The organism is Ruegeria sp. AI3 (assembly GCF_056541245.1).
In genome coordinates this window covers 1-12,380 of sequence record NZ_JBQFYA010000013.1, presented here as the reverse complement: position 1 = coordinate 12,380, position 12,380 = coordinate 1, and the positions used below count along the sequence as shown (strand labels likewise).

The 12,380-nt window shown below is 58.8% G+C and carries 9 protein-coding genes; 4 read left to right on the top strand and 5 right to left on the bottom strand.

All coding sequences use genetic code 11. From position 1 onward, the window contains the following. Window positions 1–111: 111 nt before the first annotated feature. The 3 genes from ACRZ95_RS17970 to ACRZ95_RS17960 all read right to left on the bottom strand — a co-directional run bounded on the left by ACRZ95_RS17970 (window position 112) and on the right by ACRZ95_RS17960 (window position 4,386). Entirely contained in the window at window positions 112–1,572 is a 1,461-nt protein-coding gene (locus ACRZ95_RS17970; RefSeq protein WP_170470586.1) for an AMP nucleosidase, read from the bottom strand. Further along, on the bottom strand, window positions 1,569–3,371 hold the full coding sequence (gene ade, locus ACRZ95_RS17965) for an adenine deaminase (RefSeq protein WP_170680502.1): 1,803 nt from the start codon (window positions 3,369–3,371) through the stop codon (window positions 1,569–1,571). Before ade ends, ACRZ95_RS17970 begins: the two co-directional genes overlap by 4 nt. Window positions 3,372–3,525: 154 nt before the next feature. Then, a complete protein-coding gene (locus tag ACRZ95_RS17960; protein ID WP_170680499.1) occupies window positions 3,526–4,386 on the bottom strand; it encodes a LysR family transcriptional regulator in 861 nt (286 codons plus the stop codon). A gap of 114 nt (window positions 4,387–4,500) precedes the next feature. Between ACRZ95_RS17960 and ACRZ95_RS17955 the strand changes: the two genes are divergently transcribed. Both ACRZ95_RS17955 and ACRZ95_RS17950 read left to right on the top strand, forming a co-directional pair. Then, complete coding sequence (locus ACRZ95_RS17955) at window positions 4,501–5,256, top strand: class II aldolase and adducin N-terminal domain-containing protein (RefSeq protein WP_170380147.1); 756 nt, start codon at window positions 4,501–4,503, stop codon at window positions 5,254–5,256. Between the two features lie 23 nt (window positions 5,257–5,279). After that, window positions 5,280–6,269 (top strand): sterol desaturase family protein, encoded by a 990-nt coding sequence (locus ACRZ95_RS17950; RefSeq protein ID WP_170680497.1) that lies wholly within the window; start codon window positions 5,280–5,282, stop codon window positions 6,267–6,269. 21 nt (window positions 6,270–6,290) lie between these two features. On the opposite strand, the gene ACRZ95_RS17945 is transcribed toward ACRZ95_RS17950, so the two are convergent. Continuing rightward, window positions 6,291–6,923: a class I SAM-dependent methyltransferase gene (locus ACRZ95_RS17945; protein WP_170680495.1), complete on the bottom strand. Its 633-nt coding sequence runs from the start codon at window positions 6,921–6,923 to the stop codon at window positions 6,291–6,293. A gap of 88 nt (window positions 6,924–7,011) precedes the next feature. On the opposite strand from ACRZ95_RS17945, the gene ACRZ95_RS17940 reads away from it, so the two are divergent. Next, entirely contained in the window at window positions 7,012–7,866 is an 855-nt protein-coding gene (locus tag ACRZ95_RS17940) for an SDR family oxidoreductase (protein WP_170680832.1), read from the top strand. On the opposite strand, the gene ACRZ95_RS17935 is transcribed toward ACRZ95_RS17940, so the two are convergent. Next, window positions 7,850–9,466 (bottom strand): choline dehydrogenase, encoded by a 1,617-nt coding sequence (locus ACRZ95_RS17935; RefSeq protein WP_170680491.1) that lies wholly within the window; start codon window positions 9,464–9,466, stop codon window positions 7,850–7,852. The genes ACRZ95_RS17940 and ACRZ95_RS17935 overlap by 17 nt on opposite strands. 358 nt (window positions 9,467–9,824) lie before the next feature. Between ACRZ95_RS17935 and katG the strand changes: the two genes are divergently transcribed. Further along, window positions 9,825–12,026 carry a catalase/peroxidase HPI gene (gene katG, locus ACRZ95_RS17930; RefSeq protein ID WP_170680489.1) on the top strand — a complete coding sequence of 734 codons (2,202 nt, stop codon included), beginning with the start codon at window positions 9,825–9,827 and terminating at the stop codon, window positions 12,024–12,026. Window positions 12,027–12,380 lie beyond the last annotated feature (354 nt).

Sequence of the window (12,380 nt, the reverse complement as noted above, 5' to 3'; positions counted from 1 at the left end):
GCCCGATCTATAGGGCCTCACCGCGTAACTGTAACGGGATATTGTGGACGAACACAACGAATAGTAGCGCGGAAAACCCTAAAAATATGGGGAAAACGTTGCTTTTTTACGTCAGAGGAAGGCCGTTTCGTCAAATGAACGCAATTTCCGGCTGTGCAAGCGTTCTAACGGCATGCCGCGCAGATGCTCCATCGCCTTTATTCCGATCGCCAGATGACGGCTGACCTGAGTTGTATAAAAGGAAGACGCCATGCCGGGAAGCTTCAATTCACCATGCAGCGGTTTGTCGGACACGCAGAGCAAAGTTCCGTAGGGAACCCTGAATCTGTAGCCATTTGCAGCGATCGTTGCGCTTTCCATATCCAGCGCAATCGCACGGGATTGGCTGAGCCGTTGCACCGGGCCGGATTGATCGCGCAGCTCCCAATTGCGGTTATCGACCGATGCGACAGTGCCCGTTCTCATGATCCGCTTCAGCTCATACCCTTCAAGTTCGGTGACCTGGGCCACGGCGCGTTCCAGCGCCACTTGAATCTCGGCGAGCGGTGGGATCGGGACCCAGACCGGCAGGTCATCGTCCAGAACCTTGTCTTCGCGCAGATAGGCGTGTGCCAGTACAAAGTCGCCCAAGGCTTGCGTATTCCGCAGACCGGCGCAGTGCCCGACCATCAACCAGGCATGCGGGCGTAGTACCGCGATATGGTCGGTGGCGGTTTTGGCGTTCGACGGTCCGACGCCGATATTGACAAGAGTGATGCCGGATCCATCCGCCCGTTTTAGGTGATAGGTCGGCATCTGCGGCAGCTTCATCGGCTGTTCAAGCGGCGCATTCGCGTCGGTTATCTCGACATTCCCGGTCGAAACAAAGCTGGTGTAGCCGCTATCGGGATCGGCCAGTTTTTCACGCGCGTAGTTTTCGAACTCGGACACGTAGAACTGGTAGTTGGTGAACAGAACGTGGTTCTGGAAATGCCCCGCATCCGTCGCGGTATAGTGTGCCAGCCGCGCCAGAGAATAATCGACGCGCTGGGCGGTGAACAAAGCGAGCGGCCCGACCTCGGTATGATCATGTACGCCATTGACGATATCGTCATTGGTTGTTGTCAGATCGGGTACGTCGAACACATCGCGCAGGGTAAATCCTGCGGCGCCTTGATGAGGCACTACCAGATCTGGGTTGTTGGCGACGGCAAAATGAACCGGAATCGGCGTGTCTGATGCACCTATGGTCACCGGTTGGTCGTGATTCTTGATCAGCAACGCGATCTGCTGCGTCAGGTACGCGCGGAACAGGTCAGGCCGCGTCACGGTGGTTGCATGGATGCCAGGTTCCGAGACATGCCCAAAGCTCAGGCGGCTATCGACCTGCGCGTAGCTTGAGGTCTTGATGCGAATTTCCGGGTAATAGGCTCTAATACGGGCCGAAGGGGCCCCATCTTGCATCGCCGCCGAAAAGCCCTCGCACAGGAAATCGGTGGCTTGATTGTAGAGAAGTTCAAGCCGCGCGACGGCGGCCTTGGGGTCGGTGAAGTCTTCCGCAGCAGGTGTTTCAGGTGTTTTTATTATTGTCATGCCAGGGGTTCCAGAAGGTCTATTTTTTCAAACGTACGGACATCCACCAATCCAAGATCCGAGATCCGCAATTCGGGGATCACAACGAGGGCCAGCAGAGAGTGTTGCATGTAGGCGTTGTTCAACTGACAGCCGCAGGCCTCCATCGCCTCAACCATCTTTTCGGCTTTTGCTGCGACCTCAGCGGCAGGGCTGTCGGACATCAGGCCAGCGATGGGCAGTTCCACCAGCGCCAGTTCCTGACCGTCCCGGAACAGGGTGATACCACCGCCGACCTCGGCCAGACGGTTGGCGGCCAGCGCCATTTGCGCGCGGTCGGTGCCGACGACGATCATGTGGTGGCTGTCATGGGCCACGGTTGAGGCCATCGCCATGTTGCCCTGATAGCCAAAGCCTGAGACGAACGCGTTCGTGACCCCTCCGGTGGCGCGATGGCGTTCGACCAGCGCGATCTGACAGACCTCGCCCTCCCCCTCGACCAGACCACCGATGATCGGCAATTCGGCCTTGAGCGCCTTGGTCGGGGCCTGGTTCTCGACAACACCGATGACATTGGCCTGAACCCGGTTCGCGCCTGCGGTGGCCTGAATTTCAAAGTCGCCTTCCGTCAGCACATGCCCCAGATGTACCGTATTGCGCGCGTTTTCCGGCCAGTTCAGATGCGGGCATTCTACAGTGATGGTACCGTTCTCAGCGACCACTTGCCCACGCGCAATGACCGTCTCGATCGGCAAATCGGTCAAGTCCGAGCTGAGAATGATATCCGCGCGTCGCCCCGGCGTAACCGAGCCGATCTCGCGCTCCAGCCCGAAATGCGTGGCGGTGTTGATCGTGGCCATTTGCAAAGCGACCAAAGGTTCGCACCCACAGGCGATGGCATGGCGCACCACCCGATTCATATGGCCCTCATTGACCAAGGTGCCCGAGTGGCAATCGTCGGTACACAGAATGAAGTTACGCGGGTCCAGACCTTTCTCAGTGACAGCCGTGATCTGGGTCTCCACATCGTACCAAGCAGACCCCAGCCGCATCATCGAGCGCATCCCCTGCCGTACCCGTGCAATGGCGTCGGCCTCGCAAGTGCCTTCGTGATCATCCGCCGGGCCGCCAGCCACATAAGCGGAAAAATTAGACCCTAAATCAGGCGAAGCATAGTGTCCGCCGACTGTTTTCCCGGCCCGTTGAGTGGCTGCGATCTCAGCCAACATCTTCGGATCGCCGTTGATCACACCGGGGAAATTCATCATCTCACCCAGCCCGATGATACCCGGCCAGCTCATCGCCTGCGCCACATCCTCGGGCGAGATTTCATAGCCGGTGGTCTCCAATCCTGGGGCCGATGGCGCGCAGGAGGGCATCTGAGTGAAGATACTCACCGGCTGCATCATCGCCTCATCATGCATCATGCGCACACCGTCGAGGCCCAGCACATTTGCGATCTCATGCGGGTCAGTGAACATCGAGGTCGTGCCATGTGGGATCACGGCCCGAGCGAATTCGGCCGGTGTCAGCATGCCCGATTCGATGTGCATGTGCGCGTCGCACAGGCCGGGCAGAATGTAGCGCCCGTTGGCGTCGATGATCTGTGTGTCGGGGCCGATGCAGTGACTAGCATCTAGACCGACAAAAGCAATCCGCCCCTCAGCGATGGCGACGGAGTGATTGGGCAGCAGCTCTCGGCTGTGAACATTGACCCAGATACCACCGCGGATCACCATATCTGCGGATTCGCGACCTGCGGCAACGGCGATTAGACGGGGGGCGACATCGGGCCAACTTGGGAAGGGTGTGTATTCCATGGCTCAACTTTCCCGAATGTGTTGTAAGGTGCAACCCCGGTAATCCCGTATCATGAAATCATTACAAATCTCGTCCGCAGCGCGCCAGTGCTGCCCGGCCCAACCAGAGAAGCTGCCCCGAAAGGGGCCGCGACGATGGGCGGGAGAAGCCCACTCACCCAATCTCGCGACGTATCCAACTGGCAAAGGCCACAGCGCCAGGCGTTTCCTCGGCCTGAGGGGAGAGCAGCAGATAGTACGCCTCTGGCATCTCCGCGCGATGTTCAAAAGGGGCGACCAGCAAGCCCTGCTCAATCAACCGGTCTGCGATCGTATCATGCGCAAGGCACAAGCCGCCCCCGGCCATCGCCGCTGACAAACAAACCAGATAGGTCGTGGCGTAAGTGATGTTCGGTTTTCCCCATGTTAGAACCTGATCATCCGCCCAACTGGCCCAATTTGAAAGCAGGTTGGAGCAATCATACAAAGGCTTTTCCTGCAGCGTTTCCAGGTCGACACTGAAACCAGGCGCACAGACGGGATAGTAGTGTTCACGCCGCAGCAGCTCGGTTCGGACCGTATCGGCGGGCCTCAGGGAAAAGCGAATCTCGACCGCAGCGCCTTCGGCCATTTCCTGTGGCTCCCAGAGCTCTGTGAAGATGTTTAGTTGGACATCCGGGTGCTCAGCCCGAAAGGCCGGCAGGCGTGGGGCCAGCCAGTTCACGGCAAAGGTAATGTTGCACTGAACCTGAACCGCGTTTTGCTGAGCGCCCGTTACGGCCTGTGTGCCACGCACCAGCGTGCGAAATGCCTCTCGCACGACGGGCAGATAGGTGATTCCGGCCTCGGTCAGTTCCAGCGCCTTGGGGCGTCGCAGGAACAAGGGCTGACCCAGATGCCCCTCGAGCGACTTGATCTGCTGGCTAACCGCGCTTTGCGTCATGTTCAGATCGCGGGCAGCGCCGGTGAATGACAGATGGCGTGCCGCGGCCTCGAAGGTGCGCAGCCAGCCCAGAGGAGGTAGGGAATTCTGCATCGGCATAACCTCACCATAAGTTCTACTAATGAGATAGTTGCGTTTTTTTCGTTGGTCAAACTCAAGGACCCAAGGCAGGCTTTGTTCAAACCAATTGCCCTAAGGAGCGTTCCCATGAGTGTCGCCAATCTTCGCCCCAATATCGACCATTGGTCCGAGCGTGTGGACATGGCCGCGACGTTCCGCTGGACCGAGCGTCTAAACCTGCACGAGGCCGTCGCCAACCATTTCAGCCTTGCGGTGAACGAGGACGGCACGCAGTTCCTTATGAACCCTAATCAGATGTATTTCGGGCGTATCCGGGCCTCGGACCTTTTGCTGTTGGATGCCAATGATCCTGATGTCATGAGTCAGCCCGGCGCGCCGGACCCCACCGCCTGGGGGTTGCACGGCTCGATTCACCGCCATTGCCCGCATGCACGGTGCGTCATGCATGTGCATTCGATCTTTGCCACCGTGCTGGCATCGCTGGCGGACAGCAACATGCCCCCCATCGACCAGAACACGGCCACTTTCTACAACCGCTATGTGATTGATGAGGAATTCGGTGGTCTGGCGTTTGAGAGCGAGGGGGAACGCTGCGCCTCAATGCTGTCGGACCCGAAAAAGAAGGTCATGATCATGGGCAACCATGGTGTTCTGATCATCGGCAGCGACCCGGCAGATGCCTTTAATAGACTCTATTATTTCGAGCGCGCCGCCGAAACCTACATCCGTGCGCTGCAAACGGGCCAGCCGTTGCGCGTGCTATCCGATGAGATCGCCGAGAAGACTGCGCAAGAGTTGGATGACTACCCCGATCAAGCCGAGGCGCATCTTCGTGAGATCAAAGCCCTGCTCGACGCCGAAGGCTCGGACTACGCAACGTGACCCATCAGACAGAAGTGACTGCTATGACCGACACTGCTCAGGACCCGGAAGCCGCTCGTTGGAACTATCACCCCGAAGGACCGGTGGGTTTGAACCCTCTATTCACTTGGCCGCTCCGCCCGGCGGCGGTTGTAAAATGGTATGGCGGGGCGTGGCTGCAGATCACCTCGCTGACCCTGTGCATGACACTGGCCGTGATCGCCTATGTCCTGTTCTTCCCCGGATTGGACGCAATGAAGAGTTTCTCGGCGGGATGGATGTTCCGGATTTGGCTGCTGAACATGGTGCCTCAAATTCTGGTCGCGGGTGGTTTGCACTGGTGGCTTTACATGCGCAAAGGGCAGGGCATGTACAAAAAGTTCGATCGCCGTGATCTGACCCGGGACAACGGCAACTTCACCTTTCGCAATCAGGTCCTCGACAATATTTGGTGGACCTTGGGCAGTGCGATGACAGTGGCGACCGTTTATCAGTGGGTGATCTTTTGGGCGATGGCCAATGGTTATGTGCCGACCGTGACATGGTCCAGCGCGCCGGTTTGGTTTGTCCTGTGGATGTTGCTGATCCCCATGTGGTCCGGCCTGCATTTCTATTGGGTGCATCGATTGGAGCATCACCCGAAGCTCTACAAACATGTCCACGCGGTGCACCACCGCAATGTCAATATCGGGCCCTGGTCGGGAATCTCAAACCATTGGTATGAGAACATCCTCTACTTCACGACCTATTTCATTCACCTGATCATCCCATCGCACCCTCTACACCTTCTGTTCCATACCTACTTCCAGCAGATCAGCCCGGTTCTGTCCCATTCCGGTTTCGAAAAGCTGAGGGCGAAAGAAACGGACGCCGCACGTGCTGGCGATTTCTTCCATCAGCTGCATCATCGCTATTTCGAGTGTAACTACGGAACCTCGGAAATCCCGTTCGACAAGTGGTTCGGCACCTATCACGACGGTTCGGCCGAGGCGACGACGCGCACGCGGGCTTTCAAGAAGCAGATGTATACTTAGCACTCGAGGTCAAAGACCTGATCAGGTCCTCTCGAACAGGGCGACATAGGCCGTGTCGTCCTTGTTCGGACCGGCGGCGAGATCTCCGTAGATGCGGACCTCGGGCAGGGACAGGTTGATGATCTGGCCCTGCTCTAGCTGCCTGAAGGCGTCGGCAAAGCCCAGTTTTTCATAGTGTTTGGCGTTGATTGAAACGGCAAATTGCGCACCGGGGCGCGCGACGCGCAGCATGGCGGGCAGGACCTCTGGGCCCAGATGGCCATGGGTGAACGTGCCAGATGACACGATACCCGAATAGCTGTGGCTCGGTACCGGGATACCTTGGGTCAGGTCGGCCTCGATCGCGTCGCGATATGTGTCCTTGCGCATGGCCTGATCCAGCATTTCGGCGCTGATATCCGTGGCGTCGATCGGGCCAACCCCAAGACTGGCCAAAACTGCGCCACACAGGCCAGTGCCAGCGCCAACATCCAGCACCGGTCCTTGCCCCCCAGCCCGCACAAAGGCGCGGGCGGTGTGGATATGCAGCTGATAATCCTCGCGCGCGGCAAAACCGTCATCATAATCGCCCGCCCATTCGGCATAGAGGCGCTTGTTGTCGTCCGGCGAAGTCAGCGCGTAGGCCGCGTGCAGGTCTGGGGTTTTCTCGCTCATGCCTAAAAGAAAGGCGCATCGCGAGATTCGAATCAAGTGTGTCGACGTGGCGCTTGCATCCCCGGTCTGCTCGGATCATCTAGAGGGCATGACGAACACATTGTTTTCCTTTGGCCACGGTTATTCTGCCCAGGCCCTGTCGCGCCGCCTGACGCCCGAGGGCTGGCGCGTTGTCGGCACCACGCGGGATGCCGAGGGGACTGACGCTATTCGCGCCTCGGGCGCCGAGCCGTTGATCTGGCCCGGGGACGTACCGGATCTGGACGGAGTCTCGCATTTGCTGATCTCGACCGCACCGAAGGAGGATGGCGATCCGGTTCTGGCGGCGCTGGGTGCCGAGATTGCCGCGCGCGCGGAGCAGTTCAAATGGGTTGGATATCTGTCGACCACAGCGATCTATGGCGATCATCAGGGCAATTGGGTGGATGAGACCACGCCGCCCGCGCCAACAGCCAAACGGGGGCGCTGGCGATTGCTGGCCGAGGAGCAATGGTCGGCCATTCCCGGCCTGCCGATCCATATCTTCCGACTGGCGGGCATCTACGGCCCCGGTCGCGGGCCGTTCTCCAAGCTCAAGGGCGGTGGGACCCGGCGGATTATCAAACCGGGCCAGGTGTTCTCGCGCATCCATGTGGAGGATATCGCGCAGGTTCTGGCGGCCTCGATGGCGGCCCCCAATCCCGGCGCTGTCTATAACGTCTGCGATGATGAGCCGGTGCCGCCACAGGATGTAATCGGCTACGCGGCCGAGTTGCAGGGCCTGCCGCTACCGCCCGCCGTGCCGTTTGAAGAGGCCGAAATGACGCCGATGGCGCGCAGTTTTTACAGTGAGAACAAGCGGGTTCGAAACAACCGGATCAAGGATGAGCTTGGGGTCAAACTGCTCTATCCCAATTACCGGGTTGGGCTTGAGGCCCTGATGAAGGTCACGGGGCAGCCTTGATCATGTCAGCCGCTTTCTCGGCAATCATGATTGTGGGCGCATTGGTGTTGCCCGAGATCAGCGTTGGCATGACCGAGGCATCCACGACCCGCAACCCTTCGATCCCGTGAACCTTTAGTTCCGGGTCGACCACAGCCATCTCATCCAGCCCCATCTTGCAGGTGCCGACCGGGTGATAGATCGTATCGGCGCGGGCGCGGATATGGCGTTCCCAATCCGCGTCGGTTTCGGCACTTTCCGTCCCGAACATCTCTTTATGACGGTAAGGGGCAAGGGCGGGGGCCTGCATGATGTCTCGCATCATCCGCGCGCCTTTAATCATGGTTTGAAGATCGCGGTCATCGGACAGAAACTTGGGATCAATGGCGGGTGCGGCGAAGGGATCGGCGCTGTGCAGGCCAACTGTGCCCCGGCTTTCGGGCCTTAGCTGGCAGATGTGGCAACTATAGCCATGGCCATAGTGCAGCTTGCGGGCGTGATCATCGACCAGCGCAATGGCGAAATGGAGCTGAATGTCGGGACGATCAAGCTCAGCGGAGGTCTTCAGGAACGCAGCCCCTTCGGCAAACGGGGTCGAGGCCATCGAAGACCCGGTTTTACGCCAGCGCAACAGATGCCCCATCAGGCGCAGGCCTGCCGTTGGGCCGATGCCGAAATTGTCGGTATCCTTGGTTTTGTAGGACAAGATGAAATCCAGATGATCTTGCAGGTTCTTGCCAACGCCGGGCAGGTCATGACGGACTGCGATTCCGTGTTGGCGCAACTCCTCTCTGTCGCCGATACCGGACAGCTGCAACAGCTGTGGTGATTGCAGCGCACCCGCACAGATCAGCACCTCTCGTCTGGCCGTGACCGAGATATCCGCGCCTTTTGCTCTTCGCTTGTAGATCACTCCGGTCGTGCGTTTGCCGTCGAAGGTCAGCTCTTTGGCATGGGCATGAGTGATGACGGTCAGGTTCGGGCGATCCATGACCGGATGCAGATAGGCTGCGGCGGCTGAACATCTTTCCCCGTTGCGGGCGGCGTCATGGAATTGCGTCACCTGATAGAGGCCGACCCCCTCGTTATCGCCGCGATTGAAATCCTCGACGCGCCGGTGCTGCATCTGGCTGGCAGCATTAATGAAGGCATTGGTGATCGGGCGCGGCTCTTTCTGATCCGACACCTGCAAGGGGCCGCTATCGCCGTGCAAGTCATCTGCGCCCTGCTCGTTGTTTTCCGAGCGTTTGAAGTAAGGCAGAACGCTGTCCCAATCCCAACCGTCGCAGCCCAGATCGGCCCAACCGTCATAGTCCTGCCGCTGCCCGCGTATATAGAGCATGGCATTGATCGCGCTGGAGCCTCCCAAGGCTTTGCCGCGCGGCTGATATCCTTTCCGCCCGTTCAGGCCCGGTTGCGGGACCGTCTCAAACGCCCAATTGCTGATCCTGGGGCGTCCGGGAAGGGTCGACACCACGGCGGCGGGCATGCGGATGCCGATATGTTTGCCGGGGCCACCGGCCTCAAGCAGGCAGACGCTGATGTTCGGGTCCTCGCTCAGGCGACCGGCCAGAACCGATCCTGCCGAGCCTCCGCCGACGATCACATAGTCAAACTCCATCCTGCTGTCCTTATGTCCTGCTCGGGGCCTTGTGCCGCGTGTTCGGGCCAGACTGAAAGCGAACAGGGAAGAAGACAATCTGCCTGTGGGGGGTGTGACCCAAGGTTACGAGTCGGAAGATCTGCGCACCATAGGATTTGGTTATGGTTATTATGAGAAAACAAAACTTATCTCTATGTATTTGATTTGCTAGATTTCCCCCGACACAAGGGCGCAGAGTCGCCCTGATGAATAGGGACTGCGCCAATTTCGGCGAGCGACCCTTGAAATCCATCAGGGCTACATCTTTCTGTAATCTTGTTCGTTACAGTTAATACCGCGCTGAGCCGCAAGACCTGAGCCAGGATTGGAGATCGATATGGACGGAAGTGATAACCCCAAAGCAGGCGGTTGCCCTGTGATGCATGGCGCTGGCACGCGGTCGAACCGCGACTGGTGGCCCAACCAGCTGAAGCTTTCGATCCTGCATCAACATGCACCGGCATCGAACCCGATGGGCGCAGATTTCGACTATGCAGAAGAGTTCAAGAAGTTGGATTACAAAGCGCTGAAAAAAGACCTCTATGCGCTGATGACGGATTCGCAGGACTGGTGGCCAGCGGACTACGGTCACTATGGTGGTTTCTTCATTCGGATGGCGTGGCACAGTGCTGGTACGTACCGGACGGCAGACGGCCGCGGCGGCGCCTCGACCGGCAACCAGCGTTTTGCGCCGCTGAACAGCTGGCCGGATAACGGCAACCTCGATAAAGCGCGTCGCCTGCTGTGGCCGATCAAGCGGAAATACGGCAACCAGATCTCCTGGGCCGACCTGATGATTCTGGCGGGCAACTGCGCCATCGAGTCGATGGGCGGCAAGACCTTTGGTTTCGCAGGTGGCCGCGAAGACATCTGGGCCCCAGAGGAAGACATCTATTGGGGTTCGGAAACCGAATGGCTGGCCCCGACGGAAAACCCACATAGCCGTTACTCGGGCGAGCGTGATCTGGAAAACCCACTGGCTGCCGTGCAGATGGGTCTGATCTACGTGAACCCAGAAGGTCCGGACGGACAGCCCGACGCGCTGGCCTCGGGCCGTGATATCCGCGACACCTTTGGTCGTATGGCGATGAATGACGAGGAAACCGTCGCTCTGGTCGCAGGTGGCCACACCTTTGGTAAGGCGCATGGTGCGGGTGATCCCGATCTGGTTGGTCCCGATCCAGAGGCCGCTCCGATTGAAGAGATGGGGTTTGGCTGGATCAACAAGTTTGGCTCGGGCAAAGGTGACGACACCACCACCTCGGGGATCGAGGGCGCGTGGACGGCCAACCCAACAAAGTGGGACAATGGCTATTTCGACCTGTTGTTCGGCTATGACTGGAACCTGACCAAAAGCCCCTCGGGCGCGTGGATTTGGGAGCCGGTGAATGTCAAAGAAGAAGATATGGCCCCGCAGGCGCATGATCCGTCGAAGAAGGTCAAAACCATGATGACCACCGCCGACATGGCGATGCGCATGGATCCAATCTATGGCCCGATCTCGAAACGCTTCCACGAGAACCCGGAAGAGTTCGCTGATGCTTTCGCACGTGCATGGTTCAAGCTGACTCACCGCGACATGGGTCCGCGTTCGGCCTATATTGGCGAAGAAGCCCCCGATGAGGAGCTGATCTGGCAGGACAACGTCCCTACTGTCGATCACGGTCTGATCGACGACGCGGATGTGGCCGACCTGAAAGCCAAGATCGCGGCCACTGGTCTGTCTGTGTCCGAATTGGTTTCGACCGCTTGGGCCTCGGCTTCGACTTACCGTGGGTCGGACAAGCGGGGCGGTGCCAATGGTGCCCGTATCCGTCTTGCGCCACAGAAAGACTGGGACGTCAACGAACCTATGAAGCTGTCCAAGGCGCTGGGCGCGTTGGAAGGCGTTCAGGCCGCGTTTAACGAGGCTCAATCTGGTGGCAAGAAAGTGTCCTTGGCCGATGTGATCGTTCTGGCCGGTGCTGTTGGTATCGAACAGGCGGCCAAAGCAGGCGGTCAGGATGTTGAGGTGCCGTTCACCCCGGGCCGGACCGATGCGTCGCAAGAGCAGACCGATGTCGACAGTTTTGCCGTGATGGAGCCAATCGCAGATGGGTTCCGTAATTACCAGAAGGCCGACTATACCGTCTCGCCCGAAGAGCTGTTAGTCGACCGGGCGCAGCTGCTGACGCTATCAGCCCCGGAGATGACGGCCCTTGTGGGCGGTCTGCGCGTCTTGGGCGCGAATTTCGGTGACAGCAAGCACGGTGTGTTCACCGATCGCGCCGGTGTCCTTAGCAACGACTTCTTCACCAACGTCTTGGACATGAGCACGGAATGGAAGCCCTCGGGCAAAGGCGTCTATGAAGGCCGCGACCGCGCCAGCGGTGAGGTCAAGTGGACGGGTACCCGTGTCGATCTGGTCTTCGGCTCCAACTCGCAACTGCGGGCATTGGCCGAGGTCTATGGTCAGGAAGATGCCGAGGGCAAATTCGTCTGTGACTTTGTGTCGGCCTGGAGCAAGGTGATGAACGCGGATCGCTTTGATCTGAAGTAAAGGCCTACAACACTCACGAAACAGCGCCGTCCGAGAAGACTCGGGCGGCGTTTCTGTTAGCCTGCCCTGAACGCATACCAAGCATTGGGTACGATTCAGGCGCTTGGCTGTTCGTTGTCAGCTACCCGTGGGGATATAGGCGGAAAAACCGCCAGTAAAATGAAGCTAACCTGTTGCTTTTATTAAGGTAGGAAACTTTCTGCCGAGAAATTTGAAGTTTTTGCAAAATGGGGGTTGCAGGTCCCAGACCTAATCCGTAAATACCCCTTCACCGGCGCTGCTGAGGCGCTGGGGCGCTGCTGAGGCGGCGGGGACGCTCAGGATAGACTGGGGGCATCTGAGGTTGAGTTTTAG

Bases quoted from the DNA above. Each gene is read 5' to 3' on its own strand.
- ACRZ95_RS17940 (WP_170680832.1), top strand. From the start codon at position 7,012: ATGACGAACACATTGTTTTCCTTTGGCCACGGTTATTCTGCCCAGGCC.
- ACRZ95_RS17950 (WP_170680497.1), top strand. From the start codon at position 5,280: ATGACCGACACTGCTCAGGACCCGGAAGCCGCTCGTTGGAACTATCAC.
- katG (WP_170680489.1), top strand. From the start codon at position 9,825: ATGGACGGAAGTGATAACCCCAAAGCAGGCGGTTGCCCTGTGATGCAT.
- ACRZ95_RS17945 (WP_170680495.1), bottom strand. From the start codon at position 6,923: ATGAGCGAGAAAACCCCAGACCTGCACGCGGCCTACGCGCTGACTTCG.
- ACRZ95_RS17935 (WP_170680491.1), bottom strand. From the start codon at position 9,466: ATGGAGTTTGACTATGTGATCGTCGGCGGAGGCTCGGCAGGATCGGTT.
- ade (WP_170680502.1), bottom strand. From the start codon at position 3,371: ATGGAATACACACCCTTCCCAAGTTGGCCCGATGTCGCCCCCCGTCTA.
- ACRZ95_RS17970 (WP_170470586.1), bottom strand. From the start codon at position 1,572: ATGACAATAATAAAAACACCTGAAACACCTGCTGCGGAAGACTTCACC.
- ACRZ95_RS17955 (WP_170380147.1), top strand. From the start codon at position 4,501: ATGAGTGTCGCCAATCTTCGCCCCAATATCGACCATTGGTCCGAGCGT.
- ACRZ95_RS17960 (WP_170680499.1), bottom strand. From the start codon at position 4,386: ATGCAGAATTCCCTACCTCCTCTGGGCTGGCTGCGCACCTTCGAGGCC.